The organism is Allobosea sp. MMO-172 (assembly GCF_037147855.1).
In the GTDB taxonomy this organism is placed as follows: Bacteria; Pseudomonadota; Alphaproteobacteria; order Rhizobiales; family Beijerinckiaceae; genus Allobosea.
The window spans coordinates 273,610-294,410 of sequence record NZ_JBBCUM010000002.1; the positions used below are offsets into that span (position 1 = coordinate 273,610).

At 68.1% G+C, this 20,801-nt stretch carries 15 protein-coding genes and 1 tRNA gene; 9 read left to right on the forward strand and 7 right to left on the reverse strand.

What is annotated here, in order from left to right; translation table 11 throughout:
- Positions 1 to 181: 181 nt before the first annotated feature.
- Positions 182 to 1,675, forward strand: a complete 1,494-nt coding sequence (locus tag WFK61_RS04505; protein WP_336810331.1) for an amidase — start codon at positions 182 to 184, stop codon at positions 1,673 to 1,675.
- A gap of 44 nt (positions 1,676 to 1,719) precedes the next feature.
- Complete coding sequence (locus WFK61_RS04510; protein WP_336810332.1) at positions 1,720 to 3,303, forward strand: ABC transporter substrate-binding protein; 1,584 nt, start codon at positions 1,720 to 1,722, stop codon at positions 3,301 to 3,303.
- A gap of 51 nt (positions 3,304 to 3,354) precedes the next feature.
- Here WFK61_RS04510 and WFK61_RS04515 read toward each other — a convergent pair whose 3' ends face one another.
- Positions 3,355 to 4,950: a gamma-glutamyltransferase gene (locus WFK61_RS04515; RefSeq protein ID WP_336810333.1), complete on the reverse strand. Its 1,596-nt coding sequence runs from the start codon at positions 4,948 to 4,950 to the stop codon at positions 3,355 to 3,357.
- A 374-nt stretch (positions 4,951 to 5,324) separates the two neighbouring features.
- Complete coding sequence (locus tag WFK61_RS04520; protein WP_336810334.1) at positions 5,325 to 5,615, reverse strand: YggT family protein; 291 nt, start codon at positions 5,613 to 5,615, stop codon at positions 5,325 to 5,327.
- A gap of 119 nt (positions 5,616 to 5,734) precedes the next feature.
- Between WFK61_RS04520 and WFK61_RS04525 the strand changes: the two genes are divergently transcribed.
- A tRNA-Ala gene (locus tag WFK61_RS04525) sits at positions 5,735 to 5,810 on the forward strand.
- Positions 5,811 to 6,072: 262 nt separating this feature from the next.
- Here WFK61_RS04525 and WFK61_RS04530 read toward each other — a convergent pair.
- The 3 genes from WFK61_RS04530 to WFK61_RS04540 all read right to left on the reverse strand — a co-directional run bounded on the left by WFK61_RS04530 (position 6,073) and on the right by WFK61_RS04540 (position 9,010).
- Positions 6,073 to 7,482: an amidohydrolase family protein gene (locus tag WFK61_RS04530; protein ID WP_336810335.1), complete on the reverse strand. Its 1,410-nt coding sequence runs from the start codon at positions 7,480 to 7,482 to the stop codon at positions 6,073 to 6,075.
- Between the two features lie 107 nt (positions 7,483 to 7,589).
- Complete coding sequence (locus WFK61_RS04535) at positions 7,590 to 8,447, reverse strand: LysR family transcriptional regulator (RefSeq protein WP_336810336.1); 858 nt, start codon at positions 8,445 to 8,447, stop codon at positions 7,590 to 7,592.
- An 86-nt stretch (positions 8,448 to 8,533) separates the two neighbouring features.
- Positions 8,534 to 9,010, reverse strand: coding sequence for an Lrp/AsnC family transcriptional regulator (locus WFK61_RS04540; RefSeq protein WP_336810337.1), 477 nt, complete (start codon positions 9,008 to 9,010; stop codon positions 8,534 to 8,536).
- 148 nt (positions 9,011 to 9,158) lie between these two features.
- Here WFK61_RS04540 and putA point away from each other — a divergent pair, with 148 nt between their 5' ends.
- From putA to WFK61_RS04565, 5 genes are all read left to right on the forward strand, one after another.
- Positions 9,159 to 12,860, forward strand: a complete 3,702-nt coding sequence (putA, locus tag WFK61_RS04545; protein WP_336810338.1) for a trifunctional transcriptional regulator/proline dehydrogenase/L-glutamate gamma-semialdehyde dehydrogenase — start codon at positions 9,159 to 9,161, stop codon at positions 12,858 to 12,860.
- Positions 12,861 to 12,949: 89 nt separating this feature from the next.
- A complete protein-coding gene (gene lhpH / locus WFK61_RS04550; RefSeq protein WP_336810339.1) occupies positions 12,950 to 13,957 on the forward strand; it encodes a trans-3-hydroxy-L-proline dehydratase in 1,008 nt (335 codons plus the stop codon).
- A gap of 142 nt (positions 13,958 to 14,099) precedes the next feature.
- Positions 14,100 to 14,783 (forward strand): GntR family transcriptional regulator, encoded by a 684-nt coding sequence (locus WFK61_RS04555; protein WP_336810340.1) that lies wholly within the window; start codon positions 14,100 to 14,102, stop codon positions 14,781 to 14,783.
- Between the two features lies 1 nt (position 14,784).
- Complete coding sequence (locus WFK61_RS04560) at positions 14,785 to 16,224, forward strand: aldehyde dehydrogenase family protein (RefSeq protein WP_336810341.1); 1,440 nt, start codon at positions 14,785 to 14,787, stop codon at positions 16,222 to 16,224.
- Between the two features lie 55 nt (positions 16,225 to 16,279).
- Positions 16,280 to 17,671: an amidase gene (locus WFK61_RS04565; protein WP_336810342.1), complete on the forward strand. Its 1,392-nt coding sequence runs from the start codon at positions 16,280 to 16,282 to the stop codon at positions 17,669 to 17,671.
- A 3-nt stretch (positions 17,672 to 17,674) separates the two neighbouring features.
- On the opposite strand, the gene WFK61_RS04570 is transcribed toward WFK61_RS04565, so the two are convergent.
- Both WFK61_RS04570 and WFK61_RS04575 read right to left on the reverse strand, forming a co-directional pair.
- Complete coding sequence (locus tag WFK61_RS04570) at positions 17,675 to 18,736, reverse strand: Ldh family oxidoreductase (protein ID WP_336810343.1); 1,062 nt, start codon at positions 18,734 to 18,736, stop codon at positions 17,675 to 17,677.
- A gap of 71 nt (positions 18,737 to 18,807) precedes the next feature.
- Entirely contained in the window at positions 18,808 to 19,818 is a 1,011-nt protein-coding gene (locus WFK61_RS04575; protein WP_336810344.1) for an amino acid ABC transporter substrate-binding protein, read from the reverse strand.
- A 184-nt stretch (positions 19,819 to 20,002) separates the two neighbouring features.
- On the opposite strand from WFK61_RS04575, the gene WFK61_RS04580 reads away from it, so the two are divergent.
- Positions 20,003 to 20,800, forward strand: coding sequence for an HpcH/HpaI aldolase family protein (locus WFK61_RS04580; protein WP_336810345.1), 798 nt, complete (start codon positions 20,003 to 20,005; stop codon positions 20,798 to 20,800).
- Position 20,801 lies beyond the last annotated feature (1 nt).

Consider the following 20,801-nt stretch of genomic DNA (forward strand, 5'->3'; position numbering starts at 1 on the left):
TGCCGGCCTTCGCCCAGGCACCTTTGAGAAGGGCGGGCAGAGCGTTCACGAACCCGCGCAGCGGGCGGGGGCCGCATGCACCATCGGGTCATGGACATCTCGGACTCGTCGCCTAGTCTGCGAGGATTGCCCCGCGCGGCATGGCGCTTGCGTGGGGCTGAGCGCAACGGAGTGACCTGCCTTGACCGAACCCTGCGACCTCAGCGCCGTTGCCGCGCGCGCCCTCATCGGCGCCAAGAAGCTTTCCGCCCGCGAACTGCTCGACAGCTGCATCCGTCGCATGGACGCGATCGACCCGGCCGTGAACGCGATGGTCGCGCGCGATGACGACAAGGCGCGCCAGGATGCGCTCGCCGCCGACGAGGCGACGGCGCGTGGCGATGCGCTCGGGCCCCTGCATGGCCTGCCGATCGGCATCAAGGACCTCGAGAACACCGCCGGCCTGCGCACCACCTACGGCAGCGCGCTCTATCGCGATTTCGTGCCGAAGGAGGACCAGCTGATCGTCTCCTCCGTGCGCAAGGCCGGCGCGATCATCGCCGGCAAGACCAACACGCCGGAATGGGGTGCGGGCGCCAATACCCGCAACGCCGTCTATGGCGCGACCGGCAACCCGTTCGACCCCTCGAAGAGCGCGGCCGGGTCCTCGGGTGGTTCCGGCGTCGTGCTGGCCACCAACATGGTGCCGCTCGCGACCGGCTCCGACACCGGCGGCTCGCTGCGCAACCCGGCCGCCTTCAACGGCATCGTCGGCTTCCGCCCGACGCCCGGCCTCGTGCCGAGCGAGAAGCGCCAGCTCGGCTGGTCGCCGCTGCCGGTGCTCGGCCCGATGGCGCGCAACCTGCCGGACCTCTGCCTGCTGCTCTCGACCATGGTCTCCGATGCCGGTTCCGACCCGCTCGCGACGACGGTCCATGGCAAGACCGTGCGGCGGCCGGAGGATTTCGCCCGTCCCGACGCGATCGATCTCGCCTCGCTCAAGGTGGCGCTGACGCCTGATTTCGGCTTCGCGCCGACCGAACGGCTGATCCGCGACACGTTCTTCGACAAGACCAAGGCCTTCAGCCATCTCTTCCATGTGGCCGAGGAGACGACGCCGGATTGCGAGGGCACGGACGAGGTCTTCGAGATCCTGCGTGCGAGCAATTTCCTCGCCGCGCATCTCGACAAGGTGCGCGACACGCCGGACATGGTCGGGCCGAACGTGCGCGCCAATGTCGAGGAGGGACTCGGCTATTCCGCGCTCGACGTCACCCGCGCGATGAAGCAGCAGACGGTGATCTACCAGAACTGGCAGCGCTTCTTCGAAGATTACGACGTCATCCTGTCGCCGGCGGTGACGCTGAGCCCACGGCCCTGGACCGAGCTCTTCCCGTCCGAGATCGACGGCAAGCCGACCCGGACCTATTTCCACTGGCTGGCGGCGGCCTATGCCGTCACCATCGTCGGCCATCCCGCGATCTCGCTGCCGGTCGGGCTCGACCGTAACGGCATGCCCTTCGGCCTGCAGATCGTCGGGCCGCGCGGCGGCGACGCCAAGGTTCTGGCGGTCGCGGCAGCGCTGGAAGCGGCGCTTGCGGGCGATCCGCTGACGGCGCGCCCGGTGCCGGACCTCGCCCGGCTCGCCAAGGCACGGCCGCTCAGCGAGAGCCCGAACTTCATGGGCTTCGCCTGAGGCCGGGCCTGCGTTCCAGAACAATCATAATGGGGAGAGTCCAAATGAAACGTCGTGATTTTCTGATGGGGACGGCCGCGCTTGGCCTGGCCGGCCCGGCCCTGCCGCGGCTGGCCGCGGCGCAAGCCAGCACGACACTGATGAAGTTCGTGCCGCAGGCCAACCTGTCCTCGCTCGATCCGGTCTGGACCACGGCGACCGTCACCAACAACCACGGCTACTATGTCTTCGACATGCTCTACGGAGCTGACGAGAACCTGAAGCCGCAGCCGCAGATGGCAGAGGGGCACGAGGTTTCGGCCGACGGCAAGACCTGGCGCATCAAGCTGCGCGAGGGCCTGAGCTTCCATGACGGCACGCCGGTCAAGGCGGTCGACTGCGCGGCGAGCCTGAAGCGCTGGACGCAGCGCGACCCCTACGGCCAGCTGCTCGGCCGGGCCGTCGAGGAATGGGGCGCGCCGGACGAGCGCACGGTCGAGATCAAGCTCAAGCGCCCGTTCCCGATGATGCTGGACTGCCTGGCGAAATCCGACCAGCCACCGGTCATCATGCCGGAGCGCCTGGCCAAGACCGACGCCAACACGCAGGTGACCGAGATGGTCGGCTCGGGACCCTACAAGTTCATCGCGTCCGAATACGTCTCCGGCAGCAAGGTCGTCTACGAGAAGTTCGAGGCCTACAAGCCGCGAGCCGAGCCGCCCAGCCGCAATGCCGGCGGCAAGGTCGCGCATTTCAAGCGGATCGAATGGAACGTTCTGCCCGATCCGGCGACAGCCGGGGCAGCGCTGACGCGCGGCGAGGTCGACTGGTGGGAGCGTCCGCTCACCGACCTGCAGCCGATGCTGGCCAGCAACAAGGACATCAGGCAGGAGGTCATCGACAAGGCCGGGCGCGGCGCGATCATCCGCCTCAACCACCTGCAGGCGCCCTTCAACAACCCGAAGGTGCGGGCGGCCGTGCGCATGGCGGTGAAGCAGGAAGACTATATGCGCGCCGCCCAGGGCGACGACACCACGCTCTGGCAGACCTGCCGCAGCCTGTGGTGGCGCGGCACGCCTTATTACGACGGCGAGCAGGAAGACCTGATGCCGCAGAGCCTGGAGAAGGCGAAGGCGGCGCTGAAGGCATCCGGCTACAATGGCGAGAAGGTCGTCATCATCAACCCGACCGATTTCCCGGATATCGGCCCGCTCGGCGAAGTGACCTTCGAATTGCTCAAGCAGCTCGGCATGAATGTCGAGATGGCGGCGAGCGACTGGGGCACCGTCGTGCAGCGCCGCGGCAGCCGCGAGTCGACGGAGAAGGGCGGCTGGAGCATCTTCCACACCACGGGATCGGCGACGAGCTGGGGCAATCCGGCCATGTCGACGCTGGTGCGCGGACAGGGCGACAAGGGCTGGTTCGGCTGGTGGAAGAGCGATGCGGCCGAAGCCCTGGCCGAGGAATGGCTCTATGCCCCCGACGAGGCGGCCCAGCGCAAAAGCGCCAAGGCGCTGGCCCGGCTGGCTCTGGAAGAGGTCGCGACCATCCCGCTCGGCCAGTTCGTCAGCCGCACTGCCTATCGCAAGGACATGACCGGGATGCTCGCCGGCTCGGCGCCCTATCCGTGGGGCCTCAAGCGCGGCTGATCGCGTGGGATCATGAAGAAGGGCGGCCGCATTGGCCGCCCTTTTTTTGTTTCAGCGCGTCGCGGCCACGGCGGCCGACCAGGGCGAGGCGGCGTCGCTCGATCCTTCCGCGCCGTTCCTGTCCACGCGGACGAAGTTCGGGCAGGCGAAGTTGATCGGCAGCACGCTGTGCTCGACGATCGCGGTCGGGCCGGCTGCTTCCAGCGCGGCGAGGGTCTCGGCCGGCAGGCGCAGGTCGGCGCTGGCCGAATCCGGGCCGGAGACGTCGATGCGCGGCTGGTGCGCCGTCGCCTCGGTGCCCATGCCGAAATCGAGCTGCCAGGCCAGGGTCTGGTAGACGCTGGCGAGGATGCGGCGCCCGCCGGAGGCGCCCATCGCCTGGCGCGGCCAGCTGCCATCTTTCGGGGTGACCACGACCGGGCACATGTTGCAGAGCGGGCGGGCGCCGGGCGCGATCGCATTGGCGCTGCCGGGGCGCGGATCGAACCACATCATGCCGTTGTTCATCAGCACGCCGGTCGAGGGCAGCACGACGCGGCTGCCCATCGAGGAGAGCAGCGTCGTGGTGACGGTGACGAGATTGCCCTCGCCATCGACCACCGTGAGATGGGTCGTGCAGGTATCGCCCGGCTCCTTGGCCGTGACGGCGGCGCCGAGGCCGTCGAGCCTTTCCCTGTAGGCTTCGCGCATCACGCGCGAAAGCTGCGCGAACCAGGCGGCCGAGGGGCCGGCGCCATCGAGCGGGGCATCGGCCATGCCGGCGACGACGCGTTCCAGCGTCGGCGCGGCCGTGAGGCCGCCGGCCGTATGGATGAGGTGGCTGCCGCGCCAGTCGATCGTCGGGGCGTCGCGGAGCTCCGCCTTGCAGTCGGCGAGGTCCTGGGCATCGACGACGCCACCCGCCGCGGCGACATCCGCCACGAGCCGGCTCGCGACGTCGCCGCGGTAGAAGTCGTCGAGTCCAGCCGTGGCCAGCCGCTCGATCGTGTCGCCGAGATTGCCGAGCTTCATGAAGCCCGGGATGCCCTGATAGGGTGGCACCGGCGGCAGGCCGCCCGGCAGGTAGATGCGCGCGCTTTCCGCATAGAGGCGCAGCACCGAGGCCGAGGAGGCGATCTTCAGCGTCGTGTACCAGTCGGCCGGCAGGCCGCGCTTCGCGAGCGCGATGGCCGGCGCAAGGATGTCGGCGAGCGGCAGCTTCGAGCCGAAGGCCTCCTTGAGCTTCCTATAGCCCGCGACGGAGGACGGGGTGACGAAGGAGAGCGGGCCGTGGATGTTGCGGTCGTCGACGACCTCCGGCCAGGTGAAGAGGTCCCTCTTCATCTCGCCGGTCAGGGGATAATCGGCGGGATCGGCGCGGCGCGGCGCGACCGGCCCGAAATCGACGACCTGCGCGCGGGCTTCGCCGGCCTTGAGCACCACGGCGAAGCCGATACCGCCGAGCCCGCTGTTCCAGGGCTCGACCGCGGCGAGCGCGAAGCAGGCGGCGACGGCCGCGTCGGCGGCGTTGCCGCCCTGTTCGAGGATCGCGGTGCCGGCTTCCGCCGCCTCGCGGCTTTGCGAGACGACGATGCCATGCTTGCCGCGCGCGGCGGGTTTGGTCAGAGCCCAGTTCTGGCTGCGATAGGGAAGGGCGGCAGCGGCCATGCGGAAACCTCTAGGGTCTGCCCTCATAATGGGCGTGGTTTTGACGCTGGGCATTTTGGTCGGCGGGCAGGAGCGTGGGCGCAGCAAACCGTCCGGTTTGCAAGGCCGCGCGACGCACCAGCCGCCCAAAAGGCCCGCGTCCCTTCGGGGTCGGGCCAAAATGCCCGATAGCTGTGTCGGCCCCTTGCCCGATACCTGGGGTATCGGGCTGCGGGCTCCTCCTTGTTCTCGGGCATTTTGGCCCGATCGAAACAACGTCCATTGTGAGGGCAGACCCTAGGCGTTGGCGAGGCGGCCATACTGCATGCCGTCCGCCACGGCGTCGAATGCGTCGTGGCGGATCATGGGGCGCGCGCCGTGCAGGGCGCGGAGCCCTAAAACACGTTCGGGTAGATGTAGCGGACGATCACGCTCTGGATGAAATAGATGATCAGCAGCAGGATGATCGGCGAGATGTCGAGGCCGCCGAGATTGGGCAGGCGCTCGCGAATCGGCCGCAGCACGGGCTCGGTGACGCGATAGAGCGCGTCCCAGACGGTCGAGACGAACTGGTTGCGCGTGTTGATGACGTTGAAGGCGATCAGCCAGCTCAGCACCGCCGAGGCGATCAGAAGCCATACATAGATCTGCAGGGCGAGCAGAACCACGTCGAGAACGGCACGCATCGATGTTCCTTTTAGGCCTGTCCGGAAAGGTGACGCGGAATATCCCCTGCTCGCGCCAAAATCTCATGGCGGAAGTGATTGACATCCACGCGACGCACAGCCTAGAAGGCCAGCGCCTTGGGGCTGTAGCTCAGATGGGAGAGCGCTGCAATCGCACTGCAGAGGTCAGGGGTTCGAATCCCCTCAGCTCCACCAAGGCCCGGCGTAAGTCGTCGATCTCCCGAAAATTGTTTGATTGAAGCAAGTTGATGCGTTGGCCAGCATGCGACGGCACGCGTCCGAAGCGGCTCGGTGTCCGAACGTCGGCAAAGCTTGTCGCAATACCTGATGGCGGCGCGCCCGTGTTACGGGCGCTCTGCGGCCAATCATGGGTAAGCTGGCGCCAGGGGCCTTGGTGACCGCCTGACGCCAGATCGGCCGGCGTGGGCGCCGGCCGGATCGTTGTGATGGAATCGCGTCAGGCCGCGCCGACGCCGCCGAAGACCATGCGGCCGCGATGGAAGGTCGCGCTGCGCTCCGGCAGGCGGGCGACGGCCTCGGCCGAGCAGCTGGCGGGAACCAGCGTGAAATTGGCGGAATCGCCGGCCTTGGGCCAGGCCCGCTCGCCCTTGTCGGTGAGCGGCAGCACGCCGCCGGTCGCGATCGCCAGCGCGCGGGACAGGCGGAACTCGTCGCTGCCGCGATAGAGCTGCGCATAGAGATTGGCTTTCTCGAGCATGTCGGCGCGGCCGAAGGGCGACCAGTGGTCGATGACGCTGTCGGTGCCGGTCATCACGAACACGCCCTTGGCGGTGAGCTGCGGCAGCGGCATCGTCGAGGCGCCGAGCGGCACCGTGGAGGCGACGCTCATGCCTTGTGCGGCCATGCGGGTCGCGGCCTCGTCGAGGGCGCCGGGCGCCATCGTGGCCAGCGCGAAGCCGTGGCTGATCGTGACCTTGTTGCGCAGCGCGGGGTTCTTCTCGACGGTCGCGATCATGTGCAGGATCGCGGCGACGCCGGCCGGGCTCGACTCGTGCAGGTGGATGTCTACGCCGGTATTGGTGTCGAGCGCGATCTGGAACATCGCGTCGAGCGACTTCTCCATGGCGCCGTCGACATTGGTCGGGTCGAGGCCGCCGACATAGGCGACGCCCATGCTCATCGCCTCGCGCATCAGCTTGTCGACCTTCGAGAGCAGCAGGCCGTGCTGCGGGAAGGCCACGATCTCGCAGTCGAAATCGGCGCGGTGCTTCTCCAGTGCGCGCTTCAGGTGCTCAAGGCTCTTCAGCCCGCTGACCGGGTCGATATTGCAATGGCTGCGCGCGACCGTGGTGCCCTTGGAATGCAGCAGGGCGATGAGCTGCTCCGCGTGCTTCTGCGAGTCCGGCAGCAATTGCGGGATCAGCTTCTCCTCGCGGGCGATCATGTCGAGGATCGTTTTGCCCTGCCGCGGCAGCGGCGCCTGCCAAGCGCGGCCGTAGAAGGTCTTGTCGAGATGGATATGCATGTCGCGCATCGCCGGCAGGGCGAGCTCGCCATGGGCCTGATAGCTCGGCACGCCCGCCGGCAGCGCGGCGCCGGCGGCATGGATCGCGGCGATCTTGCCGGCCTTGATCTCCAGCGTATGGAGGCTCGAGCGCGTGCCCGTGACGATGTCGCCGTCATAGACGAAGCCGTCTTCGAGCCGGACATCCGTCAGGAGATAATGCTGCTCGGTCGGGATGCGCTTGCCGGCATCGGCCGCAGGCTTGGTGGAAGCGGGCCTGGCTGCGGCCGTCTGGGCCTGCGCGGCTGCGCCCGGCAATCCCGCCATCACGGCGCAGGCGGTGGCGAGCCCACCCGTCCGGCCGATGAATGAACGCCTGCTCTGATGATGTGAGAGTTCCATGGTCGCCGCCTCCTTGTGATTGTTGCCGACGCCATAAGCGCGTAGCCGGCGTTTTGGCAGCGATATTTGGCAATGCTGGCGATTGCGGCGATCAATGCGAGCGTCCTTCACGGCTCCAGGTGGCAATAGGCGGCCAGTCGTTCGGCCAGGATCGCGGTCGAGGCCGGCGCATCGTCGCGATAATAGAGGGCGAGCTCGAAATCGGTGATCTCGGCAAAGCCCTCGGCGGGGCCGAGAACCCTGTGGCCGGGCAGGCGGCAGCTTGCGGGCAGCAGGGTCATGCCGAGCCCGGCCGCCGAGGCGGCGGCGAGCGCGGCGAGGCTGCCGCTGCAATAGCCGATGCGCCAGCGCATGCCGAGCGCGTCGAGGGCCTGGCAGAGTTCGTCGCGATAGAGGCCGCCGAGCGGGAACATCGCCAGCGAGACCGGCGCACGCTCGATCGCCGGATGCGCCAGACTGTCGAGCCAGAGTAGGGGCTCCTGCCTTGCGGCGCGCGGCGGCTGCCCGCGCCGCTGCTTCACCAGAATGAGATCGAGCTCCTCGCGCTCATAGGCGCTGCGCAGATCGGCGCTCAGGCCGCTGCTGACATCCAGGCGCAGATGCGGGTGCTGCCGGCTGAAATCGGCGAGCAGATCGATGGTCGGAACCGCGAAATCCTCCGGCATGCCCAGCCGCAGCACGCCGTCGCGCCAGGCCCCGGTCAGCGCGTCATGGGCCTCTTCGTTGAGGGCGATGATCCGCCGCGCATAGCTCAGCAGCCGCTCTCCCTCCTCCGTGAGCTGGACCTGATGCGAGGAGCGCTCCAGCAGCGGGCAGCCCAGCAGGTCCTCGAGGCGCTTGACCTGCAGGCTGACGGTGGATTGCGAGAGCGAGACCCGGTCGGCCCCGCGCGTGAAGCTCAGCGTCTCGCAGACCGCGACGAAGCTGATCAGCACCTGCGGGTTGAACATCGGATAGCGATTCATGCGTTCGTCGCTCCGGGGTGGCGTGAGGCGGTGTCCGGCGTGTCGCGCCCCACGGTCTCAAGTCTCGATCGTCGCGGGCGGCGAGATCACCAGGTTTCCTTGACCGTCTCCATGGCGACATTGGTCGAGGTGTTCGCGACATGGGGCAGGTTCGAGATCTTCTCGCCCAGCACGGCCCGGTAGCGCCTGATGTCGGGCGTCCTGATTTTCAGGAGATAGTCGAAACGCCCCGCGATCATGTGGCACTCCTCGACTTCCCTGATCTTCTTGACCTCCTCGTTGAACTTCGTCAGCGCCTTTTCCGTGGTGTCGGACAGTTTCACCTCGGCGAAGGCGATGTGATCGAGCTTGAGCTTCGCCGGATTCAGTGTTGCCCGGAAGCCCTCGATATAGCCATCATCGAGCAGCCGGCGGAACCGGATCTGGCAGGGCGTCTTCGATAGGCCGATGCGGGCGCCGAGCTCGGCGATCGAAATCCGGCCGTCCTCCCTGAGGACGTCGAGGATTTTTCGATCGAGCGCGTCCAGATCGCCTTCGTTCTGGATTTCCTTAGGCTTCTTCACTTGAGATCTCCGAATCTGAAGTCCGTATGGACTGCAGGGTAGCGAAAATTGGACCGCGTGAGAATCGGGCTCGTGATAAGCTCCCGCGCAAGAACGGGTGAGGGGTGTCGTCCCCGACCCGTCGCGTTCGAACCCGCCGGGAAAAGCCATGAGCCAAGCCACCGCTTCAGCTGCCAAGACCGCCACCAGCCCGGCGCCCTTCGAGGGCTTCGCTCCGCCGATCCGCGAACAGTCGCCGCTGCGTCAGGCGATCACCGCCGCCTATCGCCGGCCCGAGACCGAATGCCTGCCGCCTTTGCTGGCGGCCGCGAAACTCGCGCCAGCGAGCAAGCAGGAGATCGCCCGCACCGGGCGCAAGCTGATCGAGGCGCTGCGGGCCAAGCACAAGGGCACCGGCGTCGAGGGGCTGGTCCAGGAATATTCGCTCTCCAGCCAGGAGGGCGTGGCGCTGATGTGCCTTGCCGAGGCGCTGCTGCGCATCCCGGACACGGCGACGCGCGACGCGCTGATCCGCGACAAGATCGCCGATGGCGACTGGAAGTCCCATGTCGGCGGCGGCAAGTCGCTCTTCGTCAATGCTGCGACCTGGGGTCTCGTCGTCACCGGCAAGCTGACCTCGACGGTCAATGACCGCAGCCTCGCCGCTGCCCTGACGCGCCTCATCGCCCGCGCGGGCGAGCCGGTGATCCGCCGCGGCGTCGACATGGCCATGCGGATGATGGGCGAGCAGTTCGTCACCGGCGAGACCATCGACGAAGCGCTGAAGCGCGCCCGCCCGCTGGAAGCGCGCAGCTTCCGCTATTCCTATGACATGCTCGGCGAGGCCGCAACGACCGCTGCCGATGCCGCCCGCTACTATCGCGACTACGAAAACGCGATCCACGCCATCGGCCGGGCCGCCAACGGGCGCGGCGTTTATGAAGGCCCGGGCATCTCGATCAAGCTCTCGGCGCTGCATCCGCGCTATAGCCGCGCGCAGGCCGGCCGGGTGATGTCGGAGCTGCTGCCGCTCGTGCGCGAACTCGCGCTGATCGCCAAGTCCTACGACATCGGCCTCAATATCGACGCCGAGGAGGCGGACCGGCTGGAGCTCTCGCTCGACCTCCTGGAGGCGCTGAGCTTCGATAACGCGCTGCAGGGCTGGAACGGGCTCGGCTTCGTCGTGCAGGCCTATGGCAAGCGCTGCCCCTTCGTACTCGACTGGATCATCGATCTCGCCCGCCGCTCCGGCCGGCGCATGATGGTGCGCCTCGTCAAGGGCGCCTATTGGGATGCCGAGATCAAGCGCGCCCAGGTCGACGGGCTCGCCGATTTCCCGGTCTATACCCGCAAGGTCCATACCGACGTCGCCTATGTCGCCTGCGCCCGCAAGCTCCTGGCCGCGCCCGACGCGATCTTCCCGCAATTCGCGACGCATAACGCGCAGACCCTGGCGACGATCTACCATCTCGCCGGCAATGACTTCACTGTGGGCAAATACGAGTTCCAGTGTCTGCACGGCATGGGCGAGCCGCTCTATGACGAGGTGGTCGGCCAGGACAATCTCGACCGGCCTTGCCGCATCTATGCGCCGGTCGGCACGCATGAGACGCTGCTGGCCTATCTCGTGCGCCGCCTGCTCGAGAACGGTGCGAACTCCTCCTTCGTCAACCGCATCTCGGACCCGAAGGTCACCATCGACTCGCTCGTCGCCGATCCCGTCGATGTCGTCGAGGCGATGCCGGTCATCGGCATGTTGCACGACCAGATCGCGCTGCCGGGCGATCTCTACGGCGCCGACCGCGCCAATTCTGGGGGTATCGACCTCTCCAACGAGACGGCGCTGGCCGCGCTCGCCGGCAATCTCGCGGCGACGGTCGGCCAGAGCTGGCATGCCGTGCCGCTGCTCGCCGACAACTCCGTTTCAGGCGCGACGCGGCCGATCCTGAACCCGGCCGATCATTCTGATATCGTCGGGCAGGTCACCGAGCTTGCGGTCGAGGACGCCGCCAAGATCGCGCGCCTCGCCGCCGAGGGCGGCAAGGCCTGGGCCGCCGTGTCTCCCGCCGATCGCGCCGCCTGCCTCGATCGCGCCGCCGACATCATGCAGGCGCGCATCGAGACGCTGATGGGCATCGCCATGCGCGAGGCCGGCAAGTCCGCCGCCAATGCGATCAGCGAGGTGCGCGAGGCCATCGACTTCCTGCGCTACTATGCCGATCAGGCGCGCAAGACGCTCGGCCCGGGCCATGCGCCGCTCGGGCCGATCGTCTGCATCAGCCCGTGGAACTTCCCGCTGGCGATCTTCACCGGTCAGGTTGCTGCGGCGCTCGTCGCCGGCAATGCCGTGATGGCGAAGCCTGCCGGCGTCACGCCGATCATCGCCCATGAGAGCGTCAGGATCCTGCACGAGGCCGGCGTCCCGCGCGGCGCGCTGCAGTTCACGCCCGGCAGCGGACGTTTCGGTGCGGCGATGATCGCGGCATCGGAGACGGCCGGCGTGATGTTCACCGGCTCGACCGAGGTCGCGCGCGGCATCCAGGCTCAGTTGGCCGAGCGCCTCTCGGCGGAAGGCAAGCCGATCCCGCTGATCGCCGAGACCGGCGGCCAGAACGGCATGATCGTCGATTCCTCGGCGCTGGCCGAGCAGGTCGTCGCCGACGTCATCGCCTCCGCCTTCGACAGCGCCGGCCAGCGCTGCTCGGCCTTGCGCGTGCTCTGCCTGCAGCAGGATATCGCCGACCGCACGCTGCACATGCTGCAGGGCGCGCTGAAGGAGCTGACCATCGGCCGCACCGACAAGCTCAACGTCGATATCGGCCCGGTGATCAGCGAGGGCGCCCAGCGCGAGATCGACGAGCATGTCGCGCGCATGCGCGGCCTCGGCCGCAAGGTCGAGCAGCTCCCGCTGCCGGAGGCCGCGGCGAAGGGCACCTTCGTGCCGCCGACCATCGTCGAGCTGAAGAGCCTGAGCGATCTGAAGCGCGAGGTGTTCGGCCCGGTGCTCCACGTCATCCGCTATCAGCGCGACGATCTCGACAAGCTGATCGACGAGGTCAACGGCTCCGGCTACGGCCTGACCTTCGGTCTGCACACGCGGCTCGACGAGACGATCGCCCATGTCACCAGCCGCATCAAGGCGGGCAATCTCTACGTGAACCGCAACATCATCGGCGCGGTGGTCGGCGTGCAGCCTTTCGGCGGGCGCGGGCTTTCGGGCACGGGGCCGAAGGCGGGCGGGCCGCTCTATATCGGCCGGCTCGTCCGCAAGGCGCCGATCCCGCCACAGCACAGCTCGATCCATACCGATCCGGCGCTGCTCGAATACGCTGCCTGGCTCTCGGGCAAGGGCCTGAACGTCGAAGCCAACACCGCGCGCGAGATCGGCGGCCATTCGGCGCTCGGTCTGCATGTCGAGCTGGCCGGCCCGGTCGGCGAGCGCAATCTCTATGCGTTGCATCCGCGCGGCCGCATCCTGCTCGTACCGCAGACGGAGGCCGGCCTGTACCAGCAGGTCGCGGCGGCGCTGGCGACGGGCAACCAGCTCGTCATCGACGCGGCTTCCGGCCTGAAGGGCGCTCTCACCGGCCTGCCGGCTGCGGTCGAAGCCCGCGTCAGCTGGACCTCGGACTGGGAGGCCGACGGCCCGTTCTCGGGCGCGCTGGTCGAGGGCAATACCCAACGGATCGGCGAGATGAACCGCCGTATCGCGCAACTCTCCGGCCCGCTGGTTCTGGTCCAGGCCGCGAGCACGGAAGAGCTGAAGCGCGATCCCGACGCCTATTGCCTGAACTGGCTGCTGGAAGAGGTTTCGACCTCGATCAACACCACGGCGGCCGGCGGCAATGCCAGCCTGATGACCATTGGCTGAGACGAAGAACGCAGGTTCAGGCTCCTCCCTTGCGGAGGGCGCCTGAACCTGCTCAAGGCTGTGCCGGAACACGGCATCAAGGGGGAACGATGCAGGCTGATCGCGTCATCCAGACCGTCGAGGTTCATACCGGCGGCGAGCCGTTCCGGATCGTGACCAGCGGATTGCCGCGATTGCCGGGCAAGACGATCGTCCAGCGGCGCGACTGGGTGAAGAACAACATCGACGAGATCCGGCAGGCGCTGATCTTCGAGCCGCGCGGCCATGCCGACATGTATGCGGGCTACCTGACCGAGCCGGTCTCGGCCCAAGCCGATTTCGGCGTCATCTTCGTGCATAACGAGGGCTATAGCGACCATTGCGGCCATGGCGTCATCGCGCTCGCGACCGCGGCCGTCGAGCTCGGCTGGGTCAAGCGCACGGAGCCGGAGACGCGCGTCGGGATCGATGCGCCCTGCGGCTTCATCGAGGCCTTCGTGACCTGGGACGGGAAGCGCGCCGCCAGCGTGCGCTTCGTCAACGTGCCCTCCTATCTGGTTCATCGCGACGTCAGCATCGAGACGCCGAGCTTCGGCAAGGTCACTGGCGACATCGCCTTCGGCGGCGCCTTCTACTTCTACACGGATGGCCGCCCCTTCGGCCTCGCGATCCGGCGCGAAAATGCCGAGGCGCTGATCCGCTTCGGCGCCGAGGTGAAGATTGCCGCCAACAAGGCCTTCCCGGTCGTGCATCCGGAGATCCCGGAGCTGAACCATATCTACGGCACGATCATCGACGGCGACCCGCTCGACCCCGAGGCGACGCAGGCCAATTGCTGCATCTTCGCCGATCGGCAGCTCGACCGCTCGCCGACCGGCTCCGGCACGGCCGGGCGCACCGCGCTGCTCCACGCCAAGGGGCTGCTGAAGCCGGGTGCGCTTCTGGTCAACGAATCCATCGTCGGCTCGATCATGACGGGGCGTGTTCTGCAGGAGACCAGGCTCGGCGGGATCGAGGCGATCATCCCGGAGGTCTCGGGCAGCGCGCATCTCTGCGGCCAGGCGTCGTGGTTCATCGACCGCGACGATCCGCTGCGGCACGGCTTCCTGTTGCGGTAGGCGCCCGAGGGCCCCGGCTTCTCCGGGGGAATTCCCCTTTCCGGCTGAAGGGCATGCCCTGCGCGAGGGGGCGCCCAGCCCTGCGCTTGCATTGACAGTCTCTGTATCCTGGATACCATTTTCGGCGGTTGTGGAGACGTCGATGGGCCAGGTGCTCGCATGGCGCAGCCAGTCGCGCCTGCTCGACGAAGTGGCGCAGGCCCTGCGCGAACGCATCTATGCCGGGGTCTACGCGCCCGGCGCAACGCTCAGGCAGGAGCGAATCGCGGCCGAGTTCGGCATCAGCCGGACGCCGCTGCGTGAGGCCTTCCGTGTGCTGGAGCGCGACGGGCTCGTCGTGAACAAGCCGGGAAGCGGGGTCAGGGTCGCGACGGCCGACCTGCCGAAGCTGCTCGATGCCTATGCCGTGCGCGAGGCGATGGACGGTGTCGCGGCGCGCCATGCCGCCGAGCGCGCAACGGCTGCTCAGATCAGGGAGCTGGCGAAGCTGGTCGAGCGCCAGCGCAAGCTGATCGCGGACTGGAATGCGAGCGACTACTCGCAGTCGAATATCGATTTCCATCTGGCGGTCATCGATGCGGCCGGGAATGCCTCCTTGCCGCCGCTTGTGCCGCTGTTGCACCTGACCTCCCAGGTTTTCGCCCCGGCTTTCGCGCTGTCCTGCGAGCGGGCGGCCGCCGCGGTCGCCGAGCACGGCGACATCCTCGACGCCATCCAGAAGCGCCAGCCCGACGACGCCGAGCGCGTCGCGCGGGCTCATATCCATGCGACGGCTGTCCGCCTCAAGGCGCAGCTCGCCGAAAAGCAGAAACCCATCGAGGCCTGACGTGAAGACCTATCGGAATTTCATCGCCAATGAATGGCGCGACGCCGTCGATGGCGAGCATATCGACGTCCGCAATCCCTCGACCGGGCAGGTCTTCGCGAAGCTCGCGCGCGGCAGGCAGGAAGATATCGATCTGGCGGTCGCCGCCGCCCGCCAGGCGCTTTCCGGCGAATGGGGCCGCCTGACGGCGACGGAGCGTGGCCGCATCCTCGCCCGGATCGCGACCGGCGTGCTGGGGAATATCGACCTTCTGACCGAGACCGAGGCGCGCGATGTCGGCAAGCCGCTGACGCAGGCGCGAGCCGATGTCGTGGCGCTGGCGCGCTATCTCGAATTCTACGGTGCCTCGGCCGACAAGGTGCATGGCGACACCATTCCCTACCAGAACGGCTTCACCGTCCTGACGATCTACGAGCCGCATGGCGTCACCGGGCATATCATCCCGTGGAACTACCCCATGCAGATCCTCGGGCGCAGCCTCGGCGCGGCGCTGGCCATGGGCAATGCCGCCGTCGTCAAGCCGGCCGAGGAAGCCTGCCTCACCATCCTCGAATTCGCGCGGATCGCGCAGGAGGCCGGGCTGCCGGCCGGCGCGCTCAATATCGTCACCGGCTTCGGCGCGGAAGCGGGCGCGGCGCTTTCCGCGCATGATGACATCAACCACATCTCCTTCACCGGCTCGGCCCGGACGGGCGAGATGGTGCAGGCCGCCGCCGCCCGCAACGCCGTGCCGGTGACGCTGGAACTCGGCGGCAAATCGGCCCAGGTCGTCTTCGCCGATGCCGATCTCGACCGCGCCGTGCCGTTCCTCGTCAATGCCGGCATCCAGAATGCCGGCCAGACCTGCTCGGCCTCCTCGCGCATCCTCGTCGAGCGCTCCGTCTATGAGGACGTGATCGCGCGGATGAGCGAGAAATACCGCGCGCTCAAGGTCGGGCCGGCCGAGGCCGATCTCTCCGTCGGCCCCGTGGTCTCGCAGCGTCAGAAGGCGATCGTCGAGGATTTTCTCGGCGTTGCCCGCAAGGACGGCCTCAAGGTCGCGGCGCAGGGCACTGTCGTCCCGGATGCGCCGTCGGACGGCGCCTATGTCGCGCCGACCCTGCTGCGCGACGTTCCGCCCGATCACAAGCTGGCGCAGGAGGAAATCTTCGGCCCGGTGCAGGTGATCATGCCTTTCGATACCGAGGCGGAGGCGCTCGCGCTCGCCAACGGCACGCCTTACGGGCTGGTCTGCGGCATCTGGACGAACGATGGCGGCCGGCAGTTGCGGATGGCGCGGGCCGCGCATGCCGGCCAGGTCTTCATCAACAATTACGGGGCCGGCGGCGGCGTCGAGCTGCCCTTCGGCGGCGTCAAGAAATCCGGCCATGGCCGCGAGAAGGGTTTCGAGGCCCTCTACGGTTTCGCCAGCATGAAGACCATTTCGATCTTCCACGGTTGAGGGCGTTTCCGCGGCCTCCGGGCCGTGGGAAGCCGGACAGGACGAGAGCTGCTCCATGACCGATCTTGCCGATCTGAGCGCGGTTGCGCTCGTCGAAGCCTATCGCGCCCGCAGGCTTTCGCCGGTCGAGGTCGTCGACGCGGTCATCGCGCGGATCGATGCCTGGGAGCCGCAGCTCAATGCGCTCTGGGCCTATGACCCGGGCGCTGCGCGCGCGAGCGCGCGGCAATCCGAGGCGCGCTGGGCCAAGGGCGAGCCGCTGGGCGCGATCGACGGCGTGCCGCTCACGATCAAGGAGAACATCGCGACCAAGGGGACGCCGGTCCCGCTCGGCACGGCCGCGATGACCTTGGTGCCGGCAGCGGCGGATGCACCTCCTGCCGCGCGCACGCGGGAGGCGGGCGGCGTGATCCTCGCCAAGACGACCATGCCCGATTACGGCATGCTCTCCTCCGGCCTGTCGAGCTTCCACAAGCTCGCGCGCAATCCGTGGGATATTTCGACCAATCCCGGCGGGTCGAGCGCCGGGGCGGGGGCTGCGGCGGCGGCCGGCTACGGCCCGCTCCATATCGGCACCGATATCGGCGGTTCGATCCGCCTGCCGGCCGGCTGGTGCGGGCTCGTCGGCCTGAAGCCCTCGGCCGGGCGCCTGCCGATCGATCCGCCCTTCATCGGGCGCGTCGCCGGGCCGATGACGCGGACCGTCACTGATGCCGCGCTCTACATGTCGGTGCTGACCAAGCCCGACCGGCGCGACACGATGGCACTGCCCTATCAGGAACTCGACTGGCTCGATCTCGCGAGGCCGGTGAAAGGCCTGAAGATCGGCCTCTGGCTCGAGGCGGGCTTCGGCCAGGAGGTCGGCTCCGAGACGCGCGCGGCAGTGCAGGGTGCGGCGGCTGCGCTCGCCGATGCCGGCGCGACCATCGTACCGATCAAGCCCTTCCTGACGCGGGCCATGATCGACGGGCTCGACCGCTTCTGGCGGGCTCGGGGTTATGAGGACGTTTCCCGCCTGCCGCCGGAACAGCAGGCCAGGATCCTGCCCTATATCTTCAACTGGATCGTGACCGCCAAGGACTTCACCGGCGGCGACGTCTATTCCGGCTTCGCCCAGATCGAGGCGATGCGCAATGCGCTCCACGCCGCGCTCAAGGACGTCGATTTCATCATTTCGCCGACGGCGCCGGAGCCGTCCTATCCGGCGGAATGGGCCTCGCCCTTCAACGATCCGCAGAGGCCGTTCGAGCATATCGCCTTCACGGTCGCGGCCAATATGGGCGGCCAGCCGGCCGTGTCGATCAATTGCGGCTATTCCGGCGCCGGCCTGCCGATCGGCCTGCAGATCATCGGCCAGGCCTTCGACGATCTCGGCGTCCTCCGCCTCGCGCGCGCCTACGAAGAGATGCGCGCGCCGCCGCGGCCGTGGCCGACGCTCGCGGGCTGAGCCCTAGGTCGCGACAAGAGCTTCGGGAACGGCGACGCCGAGGAGGCCGGCATGGCTGCGCAGCGCGTCGAGCGTCTCCCTGGCGAGAGGGCAATGGCCGCTGAAGCGGCTGCGCGCCTGAGCCGCGCGGTCGCCGGGGACGCGGACGGGAGCCGCTCCGGCCGTGACACGCGAGGCGCGGATGCGGTCGGTCAGGCCCGATGTCGCTGCCGCGAATTCCGCAGGTGGGCGCAAGCCCTCGATCCGGATCGCCAGGAACAGGTTCGCGCTGTCATAGGGCCGGGCCATGTCGCCATAGAGCGGCTGCACGGCTTCACCCATGCCGCCGCCGGAGAGGCCGCCGGCGATGAGATCGATCATCAAGGCAAGGCCGAAGCCCTTGGCCCCGGCAGCGGGCAGGAGCGAGCCCTTGAGCGCCTCCAGCGCATCGCGGGTCGGCAGGCCCTCGGCCGTCTGCGCCCAGCCTTCGGGGATCTGTTCGCCCTTGCCGGCCGCGAGCCTGATCTTGCCCATCGCGCCCGCGCTCATCGCGAAATCGAGCACGACGGGCTCCCCCTCTGTCGGGACCGCGATCGCGAGGGGGTTGTTGCCGACGACGGCTTCCATGCCGCCTGGAGCAGGCAGCATCGGGCGGGTATTCGCCATGACGATGCCGATCTGGCCGGCGAGCGCGATCCTGCGGGCGAAGCGTCCGGCGGCGCCGAAATGGAAGGCGTTGCGGACGGCGACCAGCGCCAGGCCATGAGCTTCGGCGCGGGCGATGGCGATGCCGCAGGCGGTCTCGGCAATGACCTGCCCCAGCCCGTTGCCGGCATCGATGGTCAGGCGCGCGCCCTGATCGACGACGACCGCGCCGGTGGCACGGGGATCGACGGAGCCGCCCGCTATCCGGGCAAGATACATCGGCAGATGCAGCAGGCCATGCGAGGGCAGGCCCTCGCTATCGGCTTCGATGAGGGCTTCGGCGACGACAGCGGCGTTGTCCGGCGGCGCGCCGGCCGCTTCAAGCAGTGCGACGGCAAAGCTTTTCAGGCTCTCCGCCGGATACAGATTGGAGGTCGCCATCAGCCTGTCCCCGATGCAAAGACGCCCGGCGCTGTTGCCGGGCGTGGTCGTCACATACGTTGTCGCGGCGCTCAGCGCACCGGCGGGGCGTATTGCAGGCCGCCCTGGGTCCAGAGCTTGTTGAGGCCGCGCCCGATGCCGAGCTTCGAGCCCGTGCCGACATTGCGCTCGTAGACCTCGCCGTAATTGCCGACCTGCTTGACGATCTGCTGGGCCCAGTCCGGCTTCAGCCCCATCGACTCGCCGAAATTGCCGTTGCCGCCGAGCAGGCGCTGGACTTCGGGCGAGCCGCTGGCCTTGAGCTGATCGGCATTGGCGGAGGTGACGCCGAGCTCCTCGGCCACGATCATGCTGTAGAGCGCCCAGCGCACGATGCTGGTCCAGGTCTCGTCGCCCTGGCGCACGACGGGGCCGAGCGGCTCCTTCGAGATCAGTTCGGGCAGGATGACGTATTCGGCCGGGTTGACCAGCTTCAGGCGATAGGCGGAGAGCGCCGAGACGTCGTTGCTGAACACGTCGCAGCGGCCGGATTCGAAGGCTTTCGCGACCTGATCGCCGGCCTCGAAGGCGACGCCCTCGTATTTCATGCCGTTCGCCCGAAAGTAATCCGCGATGTTGAGCTCGGTCGTGGTGCCGGTGGGCACGCAAACCGAGGCGCCGTTCAGGTCCTTGGCCGCGGTGATGTTCGCGGACTTGCGGACCATGAAGCCCTGGCCGTCATAATAGGCGATGCCGACATAGCGCAGGCCCATCTGGGTGTCGCGCCCCAGCGTCCAGGTCGCCTGCCGGGAGAGGACGTCGATCTCGCTGGTCTGCAGCGCGACGAAGCGGTCCTTCGGGCTGAGCGGGGTGAAGCGTACCTTCTTGGCATCGCCGAGCACGGCAGCGGCGACCGCGCGGCAGATGTCGACGTCGAAGCCGCCCCAGGCTCCCTTCTCGTCCGGCACGGAGAAGCCGGCCACGCCCGGGCTGACGCCGCAGACCAGTTCGCCGCGCGCCCGGACGTTCTCGAGCGTGCCGGCGGCGGCGGGCAGGGCGGAGGCGGCGAGCAAGCCGGCGAGCAGCAGGAGGCGCTTCTTCATTTCGGATGGCCTTTCAGACGGTGCGATCCGCCGTTTCGTTGATCCCGGCGCGATCCTGCCGGCTTTCTGACCCAGGGGCAGTTGCGCATTGGTGCATTTCGTCAAGTGAAACGAAACCAATTCCGGCCGCTTGCGCCTGCGGCGATGCCCATCATCGCGACCATCGAAACCGGCAGGTCGCAGCATGCAGGAACCCACACCGAACAGCTTCCGCCAGCGCCTGCTCAGCGGCGCCTTCCTGGCCGGGAGCTTCATCAAGACGCCGACCGCCCACGCGACCGAAATCCTCGGCTTCTGCGGCTACGACTTCGTCGTCGTCGACCAGGAGCACGCACCCTTCGACCGCAACGCGACGGATATCGCACTGCTGGCAGCCCGTGCGGCCCGCATCGCCGGCGTCGTCCGGGTGCCCTCGCTTTCGGCCGATGCGATTCTCTCCGTGCTCGATTGCGGTGCCGAGGGCGTGCTCGCGCCCCATATCGCCACGGTTGCCGATGCCGAGGCGCTGGTCGCAGCCTGCCGCTACCGGGGCGGCAAGCGCGGTTTCTCCGGCGTCACCCGTGCCGGCCGCTATGGCGGCTCGAAGATGTGGGACCTCGTCGATGCGTCCGATGCGGCTGTCGCCACCATCGCCATGATCGAGGACCCCTCCGCGCTGGAGCGGATCGACGACATCCTCGCCGTCGAAGGGCTCGATGCCGTTTTCATCGGTCGCGGCGATCTGACCGTCGCGTTCGGCGCGCCCAATCGCGATGCGCCGGTGGTGCGCGACGCGGTCGACGCGATCCTCCGGGCCGCCAAGGCTGCCGGGAAGCCGGTCTGCGTGATGACCGACAATGGCGAGGAATCCGCCGCCTTCGCCGAGCGCGGCGCCAGCGCCTTCATCCTCTCATCGGACCAGGGTTTCCTGCGCAAGGCCGCGAGCGACACCCTCTCACAGATGCAGGCCGCCCGGAGCCGGGTCGAAGCTTCCGCGCGATAGG

Excerpts from the sequence above, each read along its gene's own strand:
- WFK61_RS04510 (WP_336810332.1), top strand. The coding sequence starts at position 1,720 with ATGAAACGTCGTGATTTTCTGATGGGGACGGCCGCGCTTGGCCTGGCC.
- WFK61_RS04515 (WP_336810333.1), bottom strand. The coding sequence starts at position 4,950 with ATGGCCGCTGCCGCCCTTCCCTATCGCAGCCAGAACTGGGCTCTGACC.
- WFK61_RS04520 (WP_336810334.1), bottom strand. The coding sequence starts at position 5,615 with ATGCGTGCCGTTCTCGACGTGGTTCTGCTCGCCCTGCAGATCTATGTA.
- WFK61_RS04530 (WP_336810335.1), bottom strand. The coding sequence starts at position 7,482 with ATGGAACTCTCACATCATCAGAGCAGGCGTTCATTCATCGGCCGGACG.
- WFK61_RS04535 (WP_336810336.1), bottom strand. The coding sequence starts at position 8,447 with ATGAATCGCTATCCGATGTTCAACCCGCAGGTGCTGATCAGCTTCGTC.
- putA (WP_336810338.1), top strand. The coding sequence starts at position 9,159 with ATGAGCCAAGCCACCGCTTCAGCTGCCAAGACCGCCACCAGCCCGGCG.
- lhpH (WP_336810339.1), top strand. The coding sequence starts at position 12,950 with ATGCAGGCTGATCGCGTCATCCAGACCGTCGAGGTTCATACCGGCGGC.
- WFK61_RS04555 (WP_336810340.1), top strand. The coding sequence starts at position 14,100 with ATGGGCCAGGTGCTCGCATGGCGCAGCCAGTCGCGCCTGCTCGACGAA.
- WFK61_RS04565 (WP_336810342.1), top strand. The coding sequence starts at position 16,280 with ATGACCGATCTTGCCGATCTGAGCGCGGTTGCGCTCGTCGAAGCCTAT.
- WFK61_RS04570 (WP_336810343.1), bottom strand. The coding sequence starts at position 18,736 with ATGGCGACCTCCAATCTGTATCCGGCGGAGAGCCTGAAAAGCTTTGCC.
- WFK61_RS04575 (WP_336810344.1), bottom strand. The coding sequence starts at position 19,818 with ATGAAGAAGCGCCTCCTGCTGCTCGCCGGCTTGCTCGCCGCCTCCGCC.
- WFK61_RS04580 (WP_336810345.1), top strand. The coding sequence starts at position 20,003 with ATGCAGGAACCCACACCGAACAGCTTCCGCCAGCGCCTGCTCAGCGGC.